Origin of the sequence: Butyrivibrio sp. INlla16 (assembly GCF_900104155.1) — a bacterium.
Taxonomy (GTDB): Bacteria; Bacillota; Clostridia; order Lachnospirales; family Lachnospiraceae; genus Butyrivibrio.
This window is the reverse complement of sequence record NZ_FMYB01000055.1, coordinates 1-20,996: the sequence shown is the minus strand read 5'-3', so window position 1 is coordinate 20,996 and position 20,996 is coordinate 1. Positions and strand designations below refer to the sequence as shown.

The 20,996-nt window shown below is 40.1% G+C and carries 25 protein-coding genes, 3 tRNA genes, 1 rRNA gene and 2 pseudogenes; 2 read left to right on the top strand and 29 right to left on the bottom strand.

Annotated features, from left to right (window positions below; all coding sequences use genetic code 11):
- Window positions 1–515 precede the first annotated feature (515 nt).
- From BLR42_RS18780 to BLR42_RS18770, 3 genes are all read right to left on the bottom strand, one after another.
- Entirely contained in the window at window positions 516–746 is a 231-nt protein-coding gene (locus BLR42_RS18780; RefSeq protein ID WP_091872456.1) for a hypothetical protein, read from the bottom strand.
- A 198-nt stretch (window positions 747–944) separates the two neighbouring features.
- Window positions 945–1,928 carry an MBL fold metallo-hydrolase gene (locus tag BLR42_RS18775; protein WP_091872454.1) on the bottom strand — a complete coding sequence of 328 codons (984 nt, stop codon included), beginning with the start codon at window positions 1,926–1,928 and terminating at the stop codon, window positions 945–947.
- Window positions 1,929–2,241: 313 nt separating this feature from the next.
- Window positions 2,242–2,559 carry a hypothetical protein gene (locus BLR42_RS18770; protein ID WP_091872452.1) on the bottom strand — a complete coding sequence of 106 codons (318 nt, stop codon included), beginning with the start codon at window positions 2,557–2,559 and terminating at the stop codon, window positions 2,242–2,244.
- 92 nt (window positions 2,560–2,651) lie between these two features.
- On the opposite strand from BLR42_RS18770, the gene BLR42_RS18765 reads away from it, so the two are divergent.
- The gene (locus tag BLR42_RS18765; RefSeq protein WP_091872449.1) at window positions 2,652–3,023 is read left to right on the top strand and encodes a hypothetical protein; all 372 of its coding nucleotides are present in this window, start codon (window positions 2,652–2,654) and stop codon (window positions 3,021–3,023) included.
- 33 nt (window positions 3,024–3,056) lie between these two features.
- Window positions 3,057–4,052, top strand: a complete 996-nt coding sequence (locus BLR42_RS18760; RefSeq protein ID WP_091872447.1) for a type II TA system antitoxin MqsA family protein — start codon at window positions 3,057–3,059, stop codon at window positions 4,050–4,052.
- A 136-nt stretch (window positions 4,053–4,188) separates the two neighbouring features.
- On the opposite strand, the gene BLR42_RS18755 is transcribed toward BLR42_RS18760, so the two are convergent.
- From BLR42_RS18755 to BLR42_RS18630, 26 genes and pseudogenes are all read right to left on the bottom strand, one after another.
- Entirely contained in the window at window positions 4,189–4,548 is a 360-nt protein-coding gene (locus BLR42_RS18755) for a winged helix-turn-helix transcriptional regulator (RefSeq protein ID WP_242879428.1), read from the bottom strand.
- Window positions 4,545–4,871 carry a hypothetical protein gene (locus BLR42_RS18750; RefSeq protein ID WP_091872444.1) on the bottom strand — a complete coding sequence of 109 codons (327 nt, stop codon included), beginning with the start codon at window positions 4,869–4,871 and terminating at the stop codon, window positions 4,545–4,547. The genes BLR42_RS18755 and BLR42_RS18750 overlap by 4 nt, the downstream gene beginning before the upstream one ends.
- A gap of 19 nt (window positions 4,872–4,890) precedes the next feature.
- A complete protein-coding gene (locus tag BLR42_RS18745) occupies window positions 4,891–5,133 on the bottom strand; it encodes a hypothetical protein (RefSeq protein WP_091872441.1) in 243 nt (80 codons plus the stop codon).
- Complete coding sequence (locus BLR42_RS18740; protein ID WP_091872437.1) at window positions 5,123–5,995, bottom strand: macro domain-containing protein; 873 nt, start codon at window positions 5,993–5,995, stop codon at window positions 5,123–5,125. Before BLR42_RS18740 ends, BLR42_RS18745 begins: the two co-directional genes overlap by 11 nt.
- 345 nt (window positions 5,996–6,340) lie before the next feature.
- On the bottom strand, window positions 6,341–7,006 hold the full coding sequence (locus BLR42_RS24135) for a flavin reductase (RefSeq protein WP_091872459.1): 666 nt from the start codon (window positions 7,004–7,006) through the stop codon (window positions 6,341–6,343).
- An 81-nt stretch (window positions 7,007–7,087) separates the two neighbouring features.
- A pseudogene (locus BLR42_RS24130) lies at window positions 7,088–8,029 on the bottom strand (Rieske 2Fe-2S domain-containing protein); the annotation flags it as partial.
- A 422-nt stretch (window positions 8,030–8,451) separates the two neighbouring features.
- Entirely contained in the window at window positions 8,452–9,690 is a 1,239-nt protein-coding gene (locus BLR42_RS18720; protein ID WP_091872434.1) for a site-specific integrase, read from the bottom strand.
- Between the two features lie 43 nt (window positions 9,691–9,733).
- Window positions 9,734–9,910 (bottom strand): hypothetical protein, encoded by a 177-nt coding sequence (locus tag BLR42_RS23010; RefSeq protein ID WP_170832874.1) that lies wholly within the window; start codon window positions 9,908–9,910, stop codon window positions 9,734–9,736.
- Window positions 9,911–9,974: 64 nt separating this feature from the next.
- Entirely contained in the window at window positions 9,975–10,169 is a 195-nt protein-coding gene (locus tag BLR42_RS18715; protein ID WP_091872432.1) for a DUF6462 family protein, read from the bottom strand.
- A 12-nt stretch (window positions 10,170–10,181) separates the two neighbouring features.
- Complete coding sequence (locus tag BLR42_RS18710) at window positions 10,182–10,757, bottom strand: hypothetical protein (protein WP_091872429.1); 576 nt, start codon at window positions 10,755–10,757, stop codon at window positions 10,182–10,184.
- Window positions 10,758–10,955: 198 nt separating this feature from the next.
- On the bottom strand, window positions 10,956–11,993 hold the full coding sequence (locus BLR42_RS18705; protein WP_091872427.1) for a PDDEXK nuclease domain-containing protein: 1,038 nt from the start codon (window positions 11,991–11,993) through the stop codon (window positions 10,956–10,958).
- Window positions 11,994–12,058: 65 nt separating this feature from the next.
- Window positions 12,059–12,430 (bottom strand): helix-turn-helix domain-containing protein, encoded by a 372-nt coding sequence (locus BLR42_RS18700; protein WP_170832873.1) that lies wholly within the window; start codon window positions 12,428–12,430, stop codon window positions 12,059–12,061.
- Between the two features lie 430 nt (window positions 12,431–12,860).
- Window positions 12,861–13,754, bottom strand: a pseudogene (locus tag BLR42_RS18695) (VirB4-like conjugal transfer ATPase, CD1110 family); the annotation flags it as partial.
- 208 nt (window positions 13,755–13,962) lie between these two features.
- Complete coding sequence (locus BLR42_RS18690; RefSeq protein WP_242879427.1) at window positions 13,963–14,247, bottom strand: helix-turn-helix domain-containing protein; 285 nt, start codon at window positions 14,245–14,247, stop codon at window positions 13,963–13,965.
- A gap of 71 nt (window positions 14,248–14,318) precedes the next feature.
- Window positions 14,319–15,347, bottom strand: a complete 1,029-nt coding sequence (locus BLR42_RS18685) for a DUF6017 domain-containing protein (RefSeq protein ID WP_170832872.1) — start codon at window positions 15,345–15,347, stop codon at window positions 14,319–14,321.
- A gap of 47 nt (window positions 15,348–15,394) precedes the next feature.
- Window positions 15,395–16,300 carry a ParB/RepB/Spo0J family partition protein gene (locus BLR42_RS18680; RefSeq protein WP_091872419.1) on the bottom strand — a complete coding sequence of 302 codons (906 nt, stop codon included), beginning with the start codon at window positions 16,298–16,300 and terminating at the stop codon, window positions 15,395–15,397.
- A complete protein-coding gene (locus BLR42_RS18675; RefSeq protein ID WP_091872417.1) occupies window positions 16,290–17,075 on the bottom strand; it encodes a ParA family protein in 786 nt (261 codons plus the stop codon). Before BLR42_RS18675 ends, BLR42_RS18680 begins: the two co-directional genes overlap by 11 nt.
- A gap of 224 nt (window positions 17,076–17,299) precedes the next feature.
- Window positions 17,300–17,563 carry a 30S ribosomal protein S18 gene (rpsR, locus tag BLR42_RS18670; protein WP_091872414.1) on the bottom strand — a complete coding sequence of 88 codons (264 nt, stop codon included), beginning with the start codon at window positions 17,561–17,563 and terminating at the stop codon, window positions 17,300–17,302.
- 79 nt (window positions 17,564–17,642) lie between these two features.
- Window positions 17,643–18,110, bottom strand: coding sequence for a single-stranded DNA-binding protein (locus tag BLR42_RS18665; RefSeq protein WP_091872411.1), 468 nt, complete (start codon window positions 18,108–18,110; stop codon window positions 17,643–17,645).
- Window positions 18,111–18,132: 22 nt separating this feature from the next.
- Window positions 18,133–18,423 carry a 30S ribosomal protein S6 gene (rpsF, locus tag BLR42_RS18660; protein WP_022763530.1) on the bottom strand — a complete coding sequence of 97 codons (291 nt, stop codon included), beginning with the start codon at window positions 18,421–18,423 and terminating at the stop codon, window positions 18,133–18,135.
- A gap of 147 nt (window positions 18,424–18,570) precedes the next feature.
- On the bottom strand, window positions 18,571–19,287 hold the full coding sequence (locus BLR42_RS18655; RefSeq protein ID WP_022763532.1) for an NAD-dependent protein deacylase: 717 nt from the start codon (window positions 19,285–19,287) through the stop codon (window positions 18,571–18,573).
- Window positions 19,288–19,309: 22 nt separating this feature from the next.
- Entirely contained in the window at window positions 19,310–20,212 is a 903-nt protein-coding gene (locus BLR42_RS18650) for a S1 RNA-binding domain-containing protein (protein ID WP_026498367.1), read from the bottom strand.
- A 146-nt stretch (window positions 20,213–20,358) separates the two neighbouring features.
- Window positions 20,359–20,429, bottom strand: a tRNA-Cys gene (locus BLR42_RS18645).
- A 3-nt stretch (window positions 20,430–20,432) separates the two neighbouring features.
- Window positions 20,433–20,504 (bottom strand) — tRNA-Glu (locus BLR42_RS18640).
- Window positions 20,505–20,548: 44 nt separating this feature from the next.
- Window positions 20,549–20,621, bottom strand: a tRNA-Asn gene (locus BLR42_RS18635).
- Window positions 20,622–20,713: 92 nt separating this feature from the next.
- A 23S ribosomal RNA gene (locus BLR42_RS18630) occupies window positions 20,714–20,996 on the bottom strand; the annotation flags it as partial.

Sequence of the window (20,996 nt, the reverse complement as noted above, 5' to 3'; positions counted from 1 at the left end):
GCAGCCCACAGCTATACCCAGGGCAATCCCAGACTCATCGACAACCTGATGACCGATGCCTTCGCCATCGGCTCACAGCGTAAATGCAAGGTCATCGATGCCGATATCATCCGTGATGCCGTTGAGAACCAGGCTCTGGATTGATGAAATTTTCAATGTACAAGGCTGTGACTGTTTAGTCATGGCCTTATTTCAAAAAGCATTCTGAATGCTCTCTGGAATAAAGCTATGACAGTGTGCGGTGTTCCCGCCAATATCCTGCGGTCAGGAATTATACCGCACGGTCAGGGAGTGGAAACTGCCGAAAACAATCAGCCGTTACCGCCTCCCACAATGTGCCGCCGGACAGTAAAGATCTACGCTGTCCACAAAGCCGGTGTGGGTGATTAGGGATTCCCTTTCCTCCCTTTTTCTTTCACAAGCTTATAGTCCCTATCATATATTTCGTTAAATAGCTTGACCTTGTCCTTGAGAACTCCAGCAAGCTTGGCTACCACTATCGTTAGCTCATATCTCTACCGGAGAAGTTCATCCATCACGTTATCAATAAACCATATGACGGAATCATAATTCTCCGCTCTGCCCATTACTCCGTAAAATAGCAGATTTTTATAATCCAGATTCCTCTTCACCATGGTATACCGCTCAAAGTAATTGGTTCCCTCAAATAACTTATCCTTCGAGATTTCATCGTTAATTAGTATATCTCTGTCCTTTTCATAAAGAACAAACCACAAGACCCGCATTTTTTATAGCTCTTATCTCTGTCTTCTTAAGGATTTCATACAGCCTCTTCCATCGGTTCGTCTTGAAGGTCTCATATTTTCGCTAATATACCAGATATGTGACATCTTCCTCGACCATGACGCACTTCGCATTCAGTAACAGTGTCTTTATTTCAAGCATAATAAGCGTGAAGTCGCTTACAATTCTTCTGCTATGTATCAGTTAGTAACAGCATTCTTCTTTGCAATAACATTACATTTTGCGCATTCTATCATACCCCTAGCAAGGCTGTCGCACCTAGCCGGATTATCATTTGTACAGATACAAGTTTTTATATCATAATATCTTCCGTCTATTGACCAATCCACCCTATATGGGCCGCTATTGGAGACAAGCTTATAGTTGCTATTTGGAAGCCCACTATAATAATATGACTTGGTTCCATGATGTGGCACCTTCAGTATATTGTAAGAATTTCCATATCTCCCATTAATGTGCTTAAGTATTCTGGGTGTAATGTCTCCTAATGCAAGTAACTCATCATCTATCTTTATTACCACACTGCACTCATTCATATTTCTGATTTTAGTACTGCTCATAGCGTCAAGATTCTCTAGTTTAGGAACATTACCAATAAAGTCATCGAGCCGTTGATAAGCGTTATCAAGCTGACCATACAAGTAATTTACCAAGTCCTGACTTATTTCAAACTGCTCCTCACCTGAATACATCATATAAACTTCCGCGAGAGCATCAGCATAGCCCTCGATTACTACTCTGGCACGCTCTATCAGTTCAGGATCGTTCTCATCCGTAGGAAGTTCTTCAAATAAAGGCATGAACAGCTTCCCTTTATAATCCTTATCCGGCCATATGACATCCACATCATAGTTTCCCAGCCTAAAGCTATCCGTATATCCTACGCATTCGATATCTGTAATTCTATGTACCATATCCTTTATATCAACAAAAAATGCATGCAAAGTATCAAGCCTGTATGGTTTCCCTATCAGTTTCAGATATGCATAGTATTTTACTGTATCTCTAAAAAAAATATCCGTGTCATATACACCTTTATCTCTGTAAATATATCTTGGCAAATATATCTTTTTGAATTTAAAGTCTTTACACCAGTTATGTATCTCGGAAATACCGTTGTAATGATCAACATCAAAATGTGTGATTAAGATTCTTCTCATCATAATATAATATTGATTCCCCGAAGTTTACTTTAAACATTTTGAATTTCATAGCCTTCTCCCGTTTAATCAAAAGGACCAGTCACTTGTACTGATCCTGCTAATCTTGTTTAACCCAATAACCATATTTTTCATGCCAAAGTATAATCATTTTGTCAGCATCAAATTGATTTTTTGCCAATGTCTTTTCACTTGATTTCTTATATTGCTTTTCAGATAAACACTGTCACTCATAATATCATGTGCCTTGTAAGCATATGAAATAAAGTTCCCATGCCAAATATAGTACTATCACATAATAAATATTTCATTATTGCTACGCCGCTATAGAGTTAACGAATCCTCTCTTTTTTAATGCTTCTTTAGCTTTATATGGATCCGAAACATATTTCAAATACATTTCTATGTTTTCCTTTGACAATTCATCATCTCCAATATGATTGTATAGTATCCCCAATGCCAAAAACAATCCTATCCTTTCCGGCTCATTCTTCAATATTGCTTCAATAAAAATTATTAAGTCTTGAATATTATATTCAACCTTTAGTGCTCTCTTATAATTTGAACATATCGTTTCTAACGATCTATTTTCGTATCTCCTGCTTCCTCCTTGTATGCTATTATACGATAGCATACAATTGACATCAATGCTACTATATGATAGCATCAAAATAAGGGAGGGTCATTTTATTTTCATAATAACAGGGCAAAAGGGAGGTGACTAAGATGCCGGATGTGTTACCGCCGCCTGCCGATAAATGGATTGTCCAAAGCGAACTGATACGCATAAAGCTTATTCTGGACAATCCGCAAAACGTGACATTTGCAGGTGAGCGCAACAAGAATATGGAGTTTTTGGCTGAATTGGGGATAACTCCAGAAGGATGTTTTACTTATTTACGACAGATGTCTTATAAAAATTATCTCAGTGGACCAACAAACGATAGGGATACTGACGATAAAGCTTGTATTTGGGAATTTGGACTTGTAATTGAATGTACAAATGTGTATGTAAAAATAAAGCACTTAAGTGATGAAGGGCTACTAATCTTATCTTTTCATAAGGCCGAGAAACCCTTTATCTTTAGATTTAGTTAATACAGTAGTTGATTATAATTGAGGGATTTGATTATGAAAGGTACGGAAGGATCTTGCAGTCACAAGAACTTCGATATTATAAAAAGAGAAGAAACCTATCCCGTTCGTGGAGAGGATACGACTATCATTGCTAATGTTAAAGTATGTAGGGATTGTGGTAAAGAAGTGTTTGATTACACTTTGGACAGCGATAATCTAAAAAGAGCTTTTTTTCAATACAAAAAGAAGCATTCCCTACTTAACTCTAATGATATTGTAATGCTTAGAAAAAAATACAATATTAGCCAGCGAACATTGGCCAAGCTTATAGGTTGTTCTCAGGCAACTATAGTTAGATATGAAAAGGGCGACATCCAGAACAACACGCATAATAGCGTTATGCGGATGCTTCAATATACTGAGAATTTCAAAGAACTTGCTGAATTAAAAGAAGATGAGCTGGATTCTAATGAAATCAAGAATATTAAGGAGGCTCTGGTAAATCAAATCCGGGATAACACCATGAATTATTGGCCCATGGACACCCCGGGCGAGTTTCATACCACTAAAGCAGACCAATATAGCGGTTTCATAGAGTTTGATTTCAATAAGTTTTCGTTAATGGTTCAATACTTTGCCGAAAACGTCAAGGAATTATATAAAACCAAGCTCCTAAAGCTGTTATGGTTTACCGATATGTACTATTTCAAAGAATATACTGTTTCTATGTCCGGATCACGTTATCTTCACCAGCATTATGGTCCGGTCCCCCAGCAATATAGTCTCTTACTGGGTATGATGGAACGTTCTGGAATAATCCGCATAGATGAGACTATCACCCCATATGGATATGGGGAAATCATTACAACCACGAAATCCTCAAAAGGACAATTCAGCGAAGACGAAACAGAGATTCTTTCTTCAGTACTCAAAAAATATGGAAATATGAGTGCTACAAAAATATCAGATTTATCTCACAAACAAAAGGGATATATCGAAACTTCTGATATGGAGTGCATATCTTATTTATATGCTATGGATCTTAAATAAGCTAAAAAGAAGGCTAGTGATGTTTCTGGTTTTTCCAGAAAAGGGTCACTAGCTTCTTTTTATATCTTAGTAACAGAATTATAAAGAATAAAATCTCTCATTCTATTACGTCATTTATTATGACATTTTGTAAGTCCTATTTTATGACGTAATGGCCGAATCGATTAGATCCAACATGTTCAATCTTGCCTTCGTCCATCAGACGTTTCAAGGCCCTCTGAACAGTTCTCTGAGAAGAACCTACCATCTCAGCAAGCCCTGCAGCTGATTGATTACCATCTACCTTCAACAAATCCAGCAATTTTTCATCTAATGTTTTTGCTTTGTTCATTACGCCATTATGCGACAATTCTTTTAGAAGGTCTCTAATCAATTCCAGAATAAATTGCACAAATATCGTTGACTCACCGTCTGTATTAGATGCATTAAGCGCCTTATAATAATCATCCTGACGTTCATGAATGATAGTCTCAATAGGAACCCATTTAGCCCTCACCAAACTTCCCCTTCATTGATCCTATATCTCATAAAGCACATTATTTTAGAATCAAAGTAAACCTTGACCGCAAGCTCCTTAGCGCCCTGGATATGCGGAATATTATGGAATGTTAATGAATTTGTATTTATATAAGGCAAATCTTTTCTAAATTCTCTATGGAACAAAACCCCATTCCTATTAGTCCATTCAAACTCAACTATTGCCTGCCTGTCACGATCACGTAACATATTTAGCAAAGACTGTCTCTCAACCTCATTACGACATGCAATCCCGGCTATTGATTTGTCGATCTCATAATAATTGGGATATTTTATTTCCATACCCGGCTTGTCCGCACTCCTAAAACTGCGTCTTGGTTTCCTCCAGTAATTTTTCTAAATCAAAGAACAAGAAAATCGGAACAGGGATATTGGCATTATCATTTTTCATCATGTCGTAATGCTCTGCATTAAAACGGCTATATAATCTTCCAAGAGATAGAATATTTACAGCATTTCTTATATCCGTAAAATGATATGCATACTTTGGCCACCATTTTATCGGAGCGTTCTCCATATTCTTTTTAATTATTTCACTGTACATCTCCAAGTCCTTCCAAAGAATAGCATCTTCCTATTCCCTCATTTAACTGATATCCTTCTGATGTTGTCTCTCCGTCTATTATATTGATTTTTGAAAAATACCCCATTGAAAACATCATGTCTAAAACTTCAACCGGAACCTTATTACTGTTTCTGCCGATTATGCCATCCCTTCGAATCTCATCCCAGTAAGTAAACAGATTTTCCTCTGTGATGAATACATTCTCTCCCTCATCCGCAGACAGTCTAAGTCCTTTGTCCCAAGTCATATGCATTTCACGATCACCGCAATTATAATTAAATGGAACAATTGAACAGTTATATCTGATGTCATCGCAAAATCCTTCAAATGAAAGGTCCTTGGCATTTTGCTTAAGCCAATTGCTCATATTTTTTTGATCTTTATGTTCCGGCAGGGCATTATTCAATGTATTTGTGTAAATATATACGTCTATTGGTAATGGCTTTAAATATGCTTCCATTAATGGCTTGACCGTTTTCCAATCCAGTTCGCCATTTCCACATCCCAATTTAGGAAATGCTATTGATGTAATCCCATATTCAGCATATGAATTGCAAAACTTCATAAGTCCCTGCTCGATATATTCAATTCTGGATGGATTTCTCCAATGCTCTTTTGTTGGAAATAACAATGTCCAATGATCAGCTTCATAACAGAGCATAAGTGTCCCTATTTTTAGTTTCTTTTTCTCACAAGCCGTTTTATACTTCTCAAACATGTCCGGATAGCGTTTTTTAAATTCCAGCGCAATTCCTTTTCCCATTACCCCTACAGTATTAACGGTATTCACAATGGTCTGTGCCGGTGTCAGAAAAATATCTCCTTCTAAGTATCTGATCATGGTTAATCCCCCAATTCTATTCGTTCTCCGCTAGGCAGAACAAACGCACATTCCAATTTGCAGCCTGTTACCATAGCAATATTTTGCAACTCTGTAATAGTAAAATTATCCCTTTTGCATTTCTGGCTAAATGCCTGTGGCGATTTATTCAGTCTGCGTCCTATTTCTGCTACTGTCCTCATCTGGTCTTTCACTTGCAAATCCTATTCCTCTTCCTGAAAATCGAAATCATGAAACAGATACTTCCTACACAAAAGAAGAAGCGCAATACACGCAATCCTGATAAGCTCCTTCCAAAGGCTTCAACCTCATAAGCCGTCTTCACATACTTCCCATCAAGGTACATTATCTCACAATCTTCTCAAAATCTGCCTTGGGATGCTTGCAGATAGGACAGATGAAATCATCGGGAAGTTCCTCGCCAACCCACTCGTAGCCGCAGATCCTGCAGCGCCATACAGTCTCACCCTTGTGTGTAGTTCCTACTGCCTCAGGCTTGGGCTTGATGTTGTTTTGGTAAAACTCATAGGTGCAGGATGATGTGTCAGCAAGCACTCCCATTGCTGTGGGCTCACAGATAAAAAGGGTGTGGGAACCAAGATCTACTGTCTGCTCCACCTTCAACGAGAAGAAGGCATTTACTCCAGATGTAACATAAGGAATTCCATTATCAGCAAGCTTATATGTAATATCCGTGCCATCTATCTTCTGCAGATCTGACACTGCTCCGGAAAATCCTGCAAACTTATCCACATCCCTTCCGGATTGGAATCCAAAGTGCTTAAACAAATCAAAGGAAGCATCCTGGCTGATAACAGACACATTGCACAAGCCGGTTTCTTTAATCATGTCATGGGTGTAATTTGCCTTATTCACAGCAACAGAAATGCGGTTAGGTTCTGATGCCACCTGAATAGCCGTGTTAATGATACAGCCGTTTACCTTGTCGCCACGCTTTGCGCTGCAAACAAAAAGCCCATAAGATAACTTGAACATTGCTTTGGTATTCATCTCACTCATTTTATGTCCCCTTTCATTAACTTGTGCTGATGGTTTTCCCATGACTGTGTTTTCATTTTGAAGCGCTCTGCGCTTACTTCTGTACTCTATAATTGGCAGATCAGCCGCCACAAGGCACTCTCCAATATCTGTCCCTGTCTTTTTTGGAATCTGCGTCTCGACTATGCGCTTATCCTGTCGTTCCACTACCTTATTTGCCCTGCTGCCAAGCCAGGCTATCATTGAATCAATAGCCTTTATTCCTGTTATTTTGTTGTAAAATCTAAGTGATATTATCGCATGTTCATCATCAACAGGCACAAAATACGCCAATATCTGGATTTTATCCGACACATGATTCAGCCACATATTGGGAAACTTGAAGTTTAAGTTCGTTGATTTGATAACTGCCTGCTCCGTAGGCTTTGGTGTCTGCCCGGTGTCAACCTCATTGTCAGCACTGGTCTGCATTGTATTATCATCAAGCCAGACTACCCTGGGGCCGTTGCACAGAGATTTGTTACCGCGACCTATGGTATTGTGATGAACAAAAGCCAGGTGCGAAACATCGAGCTGATTCTCAATCACTCTCGAATAATCAACATTCCACATATCATTTATATGATTATATGTATATGTTTTATCGGTTATTATATCAAAGTAATCAGGCTCTCTAGTTGGGGTTTTATCTCCGTACCATACAAAGATTATTCCGCCTATTTCTCTGGTCGGATACATTTTCAGATGAAATCTGGCATACTCCTGCACAGAAGCTCTGCCATCAGATGGGACATAAACACATTTCCCTGTGATATCATACTCTATTCCATGGAAAGGACACTTAATATGATCGTTCCGAATCCATCCCTTTTCAAGCGATGCCTTCCTGTGAGCACAGGCGCTATCAGCACATGCAACCTCACCGGTCGAGTCTCTATAGAAAATCAGATTAGCCCCAAATCTTCTTGCGCCAACCACCTGACCTGTTTTTAACTCATGTGATGATAGTACTGCATACCACTGATTTCTAATCATATGTTCTTGACTTTCCCCCATCATACTGTGTTCTTCTTATCATAAACAATTTATCATGTTTTAGTACAATTTTCCAGTAAGCTGAGTAGTCACCATATTATAATAGCCAAAAACACTATTCGCTTTATGCATTCTCTGCAACAATAAAAAGACACTTCTTAGAATTTCTTCTAAAAAGTGTCTCATATAAGCAATTAACTATTATACAAAGTTATTGTGGCAATTACTCTGCCTCGTAGGGCATAAGTGCAACAATCCTTACTTCAAACTACCTTATTACCCATTATCAGTAATTATTAGGTATAATCGGTAATTCATGTCTGATATATCAAAGTATTATCAGTAATTATTCCGAATGAAAAATCGGTCAAAAGTAGGTCTTTTTCATTTCGGTAGGTCTTTATTTTTTAGAAGGCCTCTTCTTAGAATTCCTTCCACTTTGCAGATAAGCTCTGCATTGCCTCCTGTTTTTTAGTTCCGGTGGCTTCGGCATAGACATCCATTGTAGTCTTGAAGTTCTTGTGCCCCATAACCGCCTGAATTACTTTCACATTTGTTTCGTTTTCACAGAATCTTGTACAAAAGGTATGTCTCAGATAATGCACTGAGAAGTTTGGTAACAGCATCGGCTCTCTCTTCTCTTTAGCAGCCTTTACTTCCTCTTCCATATTATATGAAGTAACTATTCTTTTAATTGCCGAATTGAGGTTCTGTTCGCAAAGGACATCTCCGTTTGCGTTCTTGAAGATAAAACCACTCATACCTTCAATCTCAGTCTCATTGAATCCGGTAACAAGCTGCTCTTCATATATGCGCTCGAAGCAATCATGCACCTGATCAAGCATCGGAATAACACGAATACCTGCCTCTGTTTTTGGAAGAGATACACCAAGTCTTCTGGCTGGATCGCCACGATGTCTCTTAACTCTAACCAAACTGTGGTTGATATCTATGGTACGCTTGTCCATGTCGATATCTTGCCAGCGAAGACCTATAAATTCTCCGCATCTACAGCCTGTTCCAAGAAGAATCATGAATATTGGCCACCAATGGTCGTACACCTCATGTCCATCCATATAATTCATGAATGCCTTTTGTTGCTCTATTGTAAGAGCATTTCTAATTCCTTTGTTCTTCCCAAAATCATTTGAAAGTTCTCCGAGAACTCCGTGACAAGGATTCTTCCTTATTATATCGTCACGCACAGCCATCTCAAATGCAGGATGTAAACAACAATGGATTGTTGATACTGTGTTAGGCTGGATTCCATCCTCTGTAACAAGTTGCCGGTAAAAGAGTTTTACATCAGAGAACTTAATCGTTCCGATAATGCGCTCACCAAAGCCGTTACGAACATGCTTGTTATACATCATTTCATAATTGGCTCTTGTGGTTCTCCTGAGATTGGTCTTAACCGCCATGCATCTGTCAAACACTTCATTAACAGTAATATGACCTGCTACATAGTGATCAATTCCATCTAACTGATCGCGCTTAAGCTCATCCTCTTTTTCGCGTAGCTTTGCCAGATCCTTGGAATAAATATATCTACGTACACCCTTTGAATCCAAATAGCTGTATTGATACCTGCCATCTTGCTCCCGGTAACGCTCACCTAATCTTAAGACTCTGCCTTTATTATCCTTTCTGGACTTTGCCATAAAACCGCCTCCTTCTTTAGTAAGAAAGAGACCTTAGCTTTGGTTACTTGGAATAAACCAATTGGATTCCTTCCATAATAACCTGTGTCATCGTCATAGAATGCTCCTCGGCGTACTCCTTCAGCTTAGAATAATCATCTGATGTCAATCTGATTGTAACGGGATTTTTCTTAGGATTATCCGAAAACGGATGCCCAACTTTTCTTTTATTCTCAGCCAAAACCACACCTCCTTGCACCTATTCTTATTATAATTAACGTATGACATCAATGCAAGGTCTCTTTTTAATTCTCAATCACTCTGCAGGTCTCAAGATACTTATCTATTATCTGCGTATTTACCAACACCATCTTTCCAACTTTGTACGTTGCATTGGCGTTACGTGCCAGCTTCTCAAAAGACTTCTGGCACATATCATATAATTCTGCCCCCTTTTCGTAACGGACAAACTTCTTATCTTTTAATTGCAGTTCTCCCACGGAATTTCCTCCCTATGCACACTTACTTAGTGATATCTTTTCTATGCTTTCCATAAAAGGAATGGAGCACTCTTTTACAATGCCTCTATAACGATGAAGTCTCATTCTGACTGCATCAAGAGACAGCCCTTCATCCTCAGCAATTTCAAAGCAGTTTTTCTCTTTATTAATATATGGAAGATAAAGGTCATATTCTTCCTTTAAAAGAACTGACAACTGACCGGTAACAATATCGTAGTCATCACGCATTTGACTGATGGTCTCGATCTCAAGCCTATGCTCAAAGATATTGTCTGAGCCCTTTGTTGCTGTGCGCCAATCACCATCATGAATTGCTTCCTGTATAGTCACATTCTCAATTGCGGTCTGTGCTGTGATATCGTTGATATTGGAAGTCTGCACACGTATTCCGCTCTCACCGAGCTGTTTCTTCCTGTTGAAGTCTCGCTCATTGCGAATAACAATGCTAAGACTCTTCTCGTATCCATCAAGAATACGGTTAAATGTCGCGTAGTTATCAAGGATAATCTCAACACGTTTCTCTACCGTAGCTCTGCTGTATCGCTCTACTATATTTCTTCTAGCCATCGTCTCCCTCCTTTGAAATGGTCTCATACACTTGGAAATATCGATATTTTTAAGACTCTTTAATCATAAGGCAACTGCCGTACAAAAAGCGGTCTCAATACGTTACGCGCTGTTCTCAATTTGTGACATAGAAAAAGGAGCAGCACTTTTGCTGCTCCCGTCTGTCAAATTGGTCAGACAGTGTCTGACCAATTCAAATCATTCTTTATTTGATTCAGAGTCCTCCATAAATCTCCTAAACTCTGCTTCCAACTGTTCTCTTTCAGGCAAATACAACTGATATCTGCTAACAAATACCTGATTGCTTATACCTTGAAGGGCATATTGGACAACCAGTTTATCCTGATATGCGCCAAGTACTATCCCTATAGGATCTGAATCTCCCTCTGTATTCATCTCTTCCTTATAGTAATTCAGATAGAAATTCATCTGTCCGATGTCTTCATGCTGCACCTCTCCGCGTTTAAGATCAATGAGCACAAAGCATTTCAGGATTCTATGGTAGAATACCAAGTCAACCTTATACGTTCTTCCTGCAATAACCATCTTCTGTTGTCTTCCAACATAAGTAAATCCCTTACCCAGTTCGAGGAAAAACTGACTCAAATTGTTTGTAAGTGCATCTTCCAGATCCCCTTCTTTATAAACAGGTAATTCCGGTAATCCTGTAAACTCAAATACATAAGGCTCCTTTATTATGTCCTCGGCACTCTCTATTATTTGCCCCTCCTGAGCCAACCTCATTACTTCATTCTTATCAGAACTGAGTGCTATCCTGTGGAAAAGCATACTCTTCATCTGCCTCTTGAGTTCTCTTACTCCCCAGCCCTCTGAAGCACACTCTTTTTCGTAAAATGACCTTTCCATTGGATCTTCAATTTTTAAAAGCTCCACATAATGGCTAAAACTCAATTGGTCAGACAGTGTCTGTCTATTTGGATATACATTATAAAGCTTACGCATGTACACAACATTGCTTCTGCTAAAGCCTTTTCCATAACGATTGGTTAAGTCCTGAGAAAGCCTGCTAAGTACCTCAGAACCATACTCTGCTTTCTCATGGCCATCCTGCTCATATTCAACTATATCTCTGCCTATTTCCCAATATGTATCAACCATAATGGTCTTTAATGCAGCTGCCACTCTACTCCTGCCTTTTTCCAAGGTAGTTCCCACCTTTAACAGGAGTTCTTCGTAATCCTTGTTGGTATCTATAATTTCATGATTTTGTTCCATCCACTAATCCTCCGATTCAATCTCTTTCATTATAACCATATTTCCCTCAGAAATGCAGACCTATTTTATATATTATGACCTTTTAGCCTGCACAATGCTCGCATCTGTTCCAACGCCACATCACGGAGCAGGCAATCCTCCAAGCTGGAATAAAGCTCCTTTAATTCCGTATATCCTGTAACGTCCTCAATATCCTTTGGGCTGATAAATGAGGGAGCCAATACTCCCTTCAATATCCAATCTGTAGTTACATTGAAATAACGAGAATACTCCAGCAACGCATCAATAGTCAGGGCTCTGGTTTCATTCTCAAATTGCGACACCATGCTTCGAGATCCCAAATGCAGTTCCTTAGCAAGCTGCTCCTGGCTTAACTTCTTGTCCTCCCTTAAGCCTTTCAATCTGCCTCCAATTGTTGCCATGTTTTTAATATTCATGTTTTCCTCCATTCCGGAGTTCTCACAAAACAGAGACACAGCCGCTGCCAAGAGCACAACAATAGTTACCATGCAAAACAAAAAAGTCTGCAAAACTCGAAATAAACCTATAGGATAAAACCTATTGGCTATATCTCCGTTTTGCAGACTCCATGATGATCTTGCTCGCACCTCACGGGTGCTGCCTAAGTCAAATTCAGCTCTTGGCAAACTCTTGGCAGTGATGCTGTTCCTGGCTCAAAGGCTCTGCACTAGTCCATTCACTGCCTCATAAATATTAAATTGTAAGAGCCGGTATTACCGGTAAATCTATTATAGAGCCAGAAGTTCTCTCTGGCGCCTATACTTATCTAATTGCTCAGTCAGAGATAAATCATCCTCCTGTGCATTGTTGTCCCCCTCATGAATAACCGTTGTTTGAATACCGTTATTCTGACTCCGGATCGCTGATAATGATGTCATCGTCTGTTACAAGAAATAGGTTTGCTATTTCTCTTTTGGCTGAAAATGATTTACCAGAGCCAGGTGTTCCAAGGATAAGTCCATTAGGATTCTTTAAAAGCTTTCTATCCACCATGATTAGGTTATTGGATAGTGCGTTAAGCCCATAATAAAGAGCTCCACTGTGATCCTGGAATAACTCCTGCGTAGTAAATGGAACAAAGATTGCTGTGCTTGAAGTTGTCATACCTCGCTGAATATCTACCTCGTTATAAGCAAGCGGTAATGTACTCACAAGTCCCTGCTCCTGCTGAAAATCTAATCTGATAAGATTACAGTTGTGCTTCTGTGCAATAGATGATGCCTGAAAGATATTGTTTTCAAGCTCCTGCATTGAGCGTCCTGTATTAAGAACCATGAATGTCAAAAGAAACATTCTCTCATTCTGCGTCTGCAGCTCTTTTAACAGAGCCTTGGCATCCCTGCCATAAGTAGCAAGGTCTGAAGGAATGATTTCCATATCGTACCCAGCTCTTACTGCCTTCTTCTGTTCCTCAATCTTGGAACGATCAAGCTCAGTGATAGTGTGCTTGATTGTCTTGATAGCTTCATTCTGATCTACTGACTGAATGTGCATGGTAACAATCTGTGTAGACTCCATACCAAGGAAATCTGCAAGCATTCTGTCGCTGATATCTGATGCATCTATTGATAAAAAGCTCATAGCACAGAATAAATCTCCAATCTTGAAGTATCTGCCTGTTGGAAACTCAAATCCGCTAGGCGCAATGAAATCTTTAACAGATAAGCCGCTACCAACAAGATATTTCCAATCAAAATGGAATCTTGCCTTATCGCCCATGTGAAGCTGTCTGTGCATCAGCGCAAAAGAGATTCCCATCGCTATAGCCAGCTGCAGCCATGCATGCTCTGCGATAATAACACCGGCAACAATCAAAATATATAAATAGAAAAGTCCCATTACAAGGTTTCCAACCTTTGAGATCAGTGATGTAAAAACTGTAAGAAATGTCAAAATCAACCATACCGGAAACAACATCACCCTAAGCAGTAATTTAAGTGCCAGCATACTAATCACCCCTCTTCTCTATGAACTCCATGCGCACTTTATAAGCAATAAGTCTAAGAACATAATCTGGCATCTGTCTCTCGCCATGTTCCCAATCAGAAATCGTTCTGTAAGGAATACCGAGCCAATCAGCAAAATCCTTACGATTCATACCGGACTGCTCACGAACAGCTTTGATCGCATAAGCTGTAAGTCTCTTGCCGGTTGGTTCCTTCTCTTCATTTGTTTTGTCATATTCGATATTGAGATTCATTCCTTCGATCTCAAGTATATAATCATCCCTCATAAGCCGCCTCCTTCACTAACGCATTGCGTACTTTTATCTGGTTTCATTATAATAAACGCATTGCGTACTTGTCAATCTGTATTTGCTATCGGCCAGTTAGGGCTTGCCATATCACGGTTAACTTCTGCTGTGATATAAGCATCACAGGTGCTAGGTGCATTAAACAGAGTCGCAAGCAGATATTTCTTTACGTTGCGAGGCAGCTCTGTATTCTTTTTCCAGCAATCCATTACATACTGAATGTGAAACATGTTGAGCTTTAAGAGTTTAGCTCTGACAAAGTTAGTTGAGTACTTGTTGCTGGCAACAACAATAGTGTCACTCTTGCAAAGAACTGTCTCAAGAATCAGGTCATATATCCCCATGATGAACTCTTTGTCGTGAGGAAAATCTGCTAATAAAGAATCAAGGTCAATGTTCTCACGAATAAGTTCTGCATATCCCATCTCATCTAATCGCATCTCAGATTCCTGTTTACGTTTCTGTCTCTCTATGTATTCACTTGAAGGTATGATACGAATAGATTTAGTATTACTAGGGTTAGTATTATTATATTTATTATTATTTGGGTTTGATTTCCAAACTCCTGAAAGTTTATTTTCGGGACTCATAGAAGTTTGATTTTCGGGATTCTCGGAGTTTGAAAAACAAACTTTTGTAGAGTTATCCACATTGCTTTTTTCAACATCCGATTCTACTTCTACTGTGCCAAAAGTTTGATTAGCAAACCCTTGATTATTCTTGGGAATGAAGTTTTTAACATATATCCTCATTCCTGTGCCCGGAGCACCCTTAACTTTTTCAATTAATCCAATCTCTTCAAGTGCTTTTAATATATCTACGGCCTTATTCTTGCCACATTCAGCAAACTCTCTAACATCTGCAAGTGAGCAGAATATATAAGCTCTTCCAAGCTCATCAAACCACCCATTCTTGATAGAAAGGTTCATCCTATCCAGCATTCTTGAATAAGTGATTATCTCAGCAATCTTTAAATCCGCATATATTGGATCATACAACAAAGGCTTTGGTATCTTGATGAAATTAAACTGATCTGCCTCCTGACCAGTAAAATAATTCAGATCTAACTTTTTTCCCACGGAATTGTCCTCCAACTATTTTTCTCAGAAGTTTATTCAGCAAACTTCTATTTATTCTCCTCCTGCCACTTTTCAAGCAGACTAATGATGACCATTTCACGTTGCTTGGCACTGTAATGTGATGGAAAGTATTTATCCAGTTTCTTCTCCGACAATGTGACTTTTCTAGATTTGTTGTCTGCTTGGGGCAAGGCTGCATTTAGTGTCTGCTTCATAATGTACTCAGTCATATTCTCTACAGTCCCCGAGTTCTTTAATGCTGCTATCTGATTTGGTCTTAGAAAGCCAACTTCCTTGTAATAATCATGTAGCCATCCTTGGAGTTCCTTATCGAAGTAAGATATATCGACCGCCATAACAAAACCTATCTTTTTTTGATCTAATAAATCCAAGAACTCCGGTATCAGCTCAGTTAGATGCACATATCTTCGCACCTGGCTTGACCCCATTCCTAATTCTTCACCTATAACAGCAGCCGTTTCAGACTTCCAACCATTTTGGTTGGAGGTTGTTGAATCTCTACTTCCTTGTCTCTTCATAGCATCCATTTTCATTTTCAATGACCATGCACGTTCACTTGGTAGTATTTCTTCCCTTTGAACATTGGAATCGACCATCGCAATTACTGCTTCATCATCGTCCATTTCCCTTACTACTGCCGGAACAACCTTAAGCCCTGCCATACAGGCGGCATGAATTCTTCTATGCCCTGAAATAGTTTCATATTTTCCTTTACCATCTGGACGAAGAAGAACCGGTGTCAGAATTCCATTTACAGTAATACTTGAAACCAAATCTGCCATTTTCTCATCATCAACCACCTTAAATGGATGATTATTAAAAGAATGGATATCTTCCAGCTTGATTTCCTCTGTACCCTCTCCAGTCAGTGCTGGAGCACCTAAAAGCTCATCAACCGATGCAAAATGGACCTTTTCTCTCTTAACAGCCATGTGCGAGCACCTCCTTTGTAAGTGAAAGATATGCAAATGCAGCTTTACCCTTTGGATCATATTCAAAAATACTCTTGGCTACAGAACTAATCTCAGCAGCTCTTACAGACAACGGAATCTCAATAGGAAATACCGGAATGCTCTTGCCATACACATCATTTACTTCTAAAGCGATATCCTTGGCATAATTAGTACGATTATCGACCATTGTAAGAAGAATACCTTCAATCTCTAATTTTGCATTTAAACGCCTTTTTACGGTGTAGATTGTCTTGATAAGCTGTTGTAATCCTTTTACCGGTAAGTAAGCCGCCTGGACGGGAATAAGTACCGTATCAGCACATGCTAGTGCATTTACTGTCATTACTCCAAGAGAAGGCATACAGTCGATAATGATGAAATCATATCTGTCTTTAATGGAATCAATATAAGATTTAAGAACCAGCTCTCTGCTCATGGTATTTACAAGAGATATTTCCACTGCAGAAAGCTCAATGTTGGATGGAATAAGGTCTACATTCTCCCTAACATTCAAAACTGCATAGTTCTCAGGGATTTCCTCCTCATTTACGACATTAGAAAGAATATCTACCAGAGATACTTCCAGCTTGTCAGGCTCATCATATCCAAGACTTATGGAAAGTGATGCCTGGGGATCTCCGTCTATCAGAAGTACTTTCTTTCCTTCTGATGCAAGACCAGTTCCGAGATTGACAGCGGTTGTGGTTTTACCAACTCCGCCTTTTTGATTTGCGATTGCGATGATTTTTGCCATTTTTAGTTCCTCCTATAATTTTTTTGACGATTAACTCAGGTTATAGGAAGGAATTAAAAAAGACACTTCTTAGAATCTCTTCTAAAAAGTGCCTTTAAAAAGCTTATTATTCTAAAAAATAAAGTAATTATCGGTAATTATCAGTGCCTATTCCCCACGAAAAATGGGTCATTCATAGGTCTTTTTCCGACTCAATTACCTCAAACCCTTGATTTTCCTGCCAATTACTCAGCTACGTAAGGCATAAGTGCAAGATGTCTTGCACGCTTAATAGCAGATGTAAGCTCTCTCTGGTGCTTAGCGCAGTTGCCTGTGATACGTCTGGGAAGGATCTTTCCGCTCTCGGAAACAAACTTCTTCAGCTTTGCTGTATCTTTGTAATCAATAACATTGTCTTTTCCACAGAAAACGCAAACTTTCTTTCTTCTGTGCATACCACCTTTTCTTCTTACAGGAGAATCGGTTCTATCAGACTTATTGAAAGCCATTGTGGTACCTCCTTATCGAATTTCAGTTGACATCGCCTGATCATCACTTATGTGAACAATCACAGCAGATACTAATCAATTAATTGAACGGAAGTTCCTCATCAATTCCATCCGGAATATTCATGAAACCATCACCCGGATTAGAGTTACTGCTAGGAGCAGTATCAAATGAAGGTGCTGGCTGTGAACCTCCTGAGAATCCACCATTGCCGCCCTGAGCGTTCTTGCTCTCAGCAAATTCCTGATCCTCGACTACAACTTCTGTAGTGTATACTTTCTGGCCATCCTTATTGGTATAACTACCTGTCTGGATGCGGCCTGTTACGGCCATCTTGGTTCCCTTTTTCAGATACTTCTCAGCGAACTCACCAGCCTTGCCAAATGCTACGCAGTTAATGAAATCTGCTGTCTGACCGTCCTGGTTGTTTCTGGTAAATCTTCTGTCTACTGCAAGTGTGTATCTTGCAATTGCAAGAGAACTCTCCCCCTGAGAATATCTCACCTCAGGATCTCTTGTTAAACGTCCCATAAGTATAACTTTATTCATATTTTTTCTCGTCCTTTTCTATTTAGGCCTCGTCCTGCTTAACAAGCAAATAACGAATGACGCCATCGACGATGCGGACACGCTTCTCGATATCAGCGGGAGCTGTAGGCTCTGCGTCGAAATGAATGAAATAATAGAAGCCTTCATTCATCTTGTCGATCTCGTAAGCAAGTTTCTTCTTGCCCCACTCATCAACATTTGTGATCTGTCCGCCGAATCTCTCGATCAAAGCCTTGCACTTGTCAACAGCTGCTGCTCTGGCATCATCTTCGATCTTTGCGTTAACGATAACGGCTAACTCATATTTTGTCATGCTTTCTTACCTCCTTTTGGTCTCTGGCTACCGTTTTCAGTACGGTAACAAGGAAATTATCACAGAGATATACTCTAGCACAAAAAATGAATTAGCGCAAGCAAAAATAAGTATATTTATGATAGTCAGAATTTGAAGGAAGGCTATTTATAATTGTCCGAAAACTTCGCCGATAGGGGCTTGGATTACGAGGTCGGCCTGGGAGTCGCGGGCGGTGGCCTGTTTATTGATGAGAACAAGCTTGTGGCCGCGGTAGTAGTCGATTAGGCCGGCAGCGGGATATACGACAAGTGAGGTTCCGCCGATTATGAGTACGTCTGCATTGGCGATGTAGTTTACGGCTTTGCTCATTACGTCCATATCAAGTCCTTCTTCATAGAGGACTACGTCGGGTTTGATTCGTCCGCCGCAGTCGCAGTAAGGAACGCCGTCGCACTCTGCCATGAAGTCAAAGTCATAGAATTTTCCGCACTTTTCACAATAATTCCTGTGAACGCTGCCATGGAGTTCCAAAACTTCCTTGCTTCCGGCAGCCTGATGGAGGCCGTCGATGTTCTGGGTGATAACTGCCTTGAGCTTACCCTGTTTCTCCCATTCTGCGAGCTTTAAATGAGCCTTATTGGGCTCGATTCCCTTCACAAGGAGTTTATCCTTATAGAACCTGAAAAACTCCTCAGGAAGGCGCATATAAAAGCTATGGCTGAGCATCTGTTCCGGAGGATACTTGTAATGCTGGTGATACAAACCGTCTTCGCTTCTGAAATCCGGAACACCACTCTCCGTTGAAACACCGGCGCCGCCAAAGAAAACTATATTGTCACTGCCGTCAATTAATTCCTTTAACTCTCTGATCTTATCATCCATAGCTGCCCCCTTTTAAATACGATTAGAATCCAGCCTTCTTAAGCAAATCTGCGAGAGATGTTGTAGCCTCTCCTTCGCTTTCAAATTCAATCTTTTCCTCGGTAATCTCGGTTGCTGCCACATCCTGCAAAGCCTTCATACTAAGACTGAGCTTACCGTCCTTTATAGCTGTAACCTTGACCTTAACCTTATCTCCGACCTTAAGAACTGCGCTGGGATGAGCAATTCTCTGATTGGATATCTGAGAGATATGCACAAGGCCTGAAAGTCCGTTTCCAAGATTGATGAAAGCACCGTAGTCCTGAAGGCTTTCAACCGTACCCTCTGTTACAAGACCAACCTGAACGTTGGATACCTTCTGAGCTCTCTCCTCGTCAGCTTTCTCCCTGAGGATCTCTCTTGCAGAAAGCACGAGCTTCTTATCCTTCTCATCAGCTGTGATCACTCTCACATCCAGCTTCTTACCTACAAAATCCTTAAGTGCATCCTCTTCGATGTAATTAAGTGAAAGTTTGGAAGCAGGTATAAATGCTCTGATACCCTCAAGGTAGCAAACAACACCGCTCTTAACAGCTTCGCTTATGGTAACAGTAACATTTTCCTTGCTCTCCAGAAGTGCCTTAAGCTTATCCCACGCAAGAACCTGGGTTGCTTCCTTCTTGGATAAAAGAATGTTGCCATTTCCATCATCAGTAGCAATAACTGTAGCCTCAATCTCATCGCCTACAGCAATATCAGTTCTGATATTGAATTTAGGGTCGTCACTGAGGTCCTCAGCCTTAATAACACCCTGTGTATAATACTTAATATCAAGGAGCACATATGTATCTTCCACACCGATTACGGTTCCGGTAAGAATATCTCCTTCTTTGATCTGTCTAAAAGATCTGTCAATCTCGTCTTTGAAATCTTCCATTGATTCCATTGTAAAAATTCCTCCCTCTTTCTTCACTAATTGGCAAATATATGCCTTTTTCCATCTGAAATAGATTATAACACCGCGGATATCCCAAGAGCAAAATAAAAAAAGCCTTAAACGTTGCAAATACAACATTTAAGACTTGCTTATAAAGGTGACTGACGGATTTGAACCGACGATCAGGGAGTTGCAGTCCCACGCCTTACCACTTGGCTAAGTCACCATATGACTCCGACGAGGCTCGAACTCGTGTTACCGCCGTGAAAGGGCGATGTCTTAACCACTTGACCACGGAGCCGTGTTCCTGTATTACAGGTTATTTCGGATTTCTCCGCTTTTTAGCTCCCCAAGTAGGACTCGAACCTACGACACTTCGGTTAACAGCCGAATGCTCTACCGACTGAGCTATTGAGGATTATCTGCCATCTGTATATGGCTTTTCCGTACCTTCAAAACCGAACACTGAATACTCATCTTAAATCCATTTCTCTCTGTTCTATATCCTTTTTGGACAAGCCCTCGACCTATTAGTACACATCAGCTGAACATGTTACCATGCTTACACCTTGTGCCTATCTACCTCATAGTCTCTAAGGGGTCTTACTGCCGAAGCAGGGATATCTCATCTTGAGGGGGGCTTCACGCTTAGATGCCTTCAGCGTTTATCCCTTCCGGACTTGGCTACCCAGCCTTATGCATCTGGCGATGCAGCTGATACACCAGCGGTCCGTCCATCCCGGTCCTCTCGTACTAAGGACAGCTCCTCTCAGATATCCTACGCCCGCGCCGG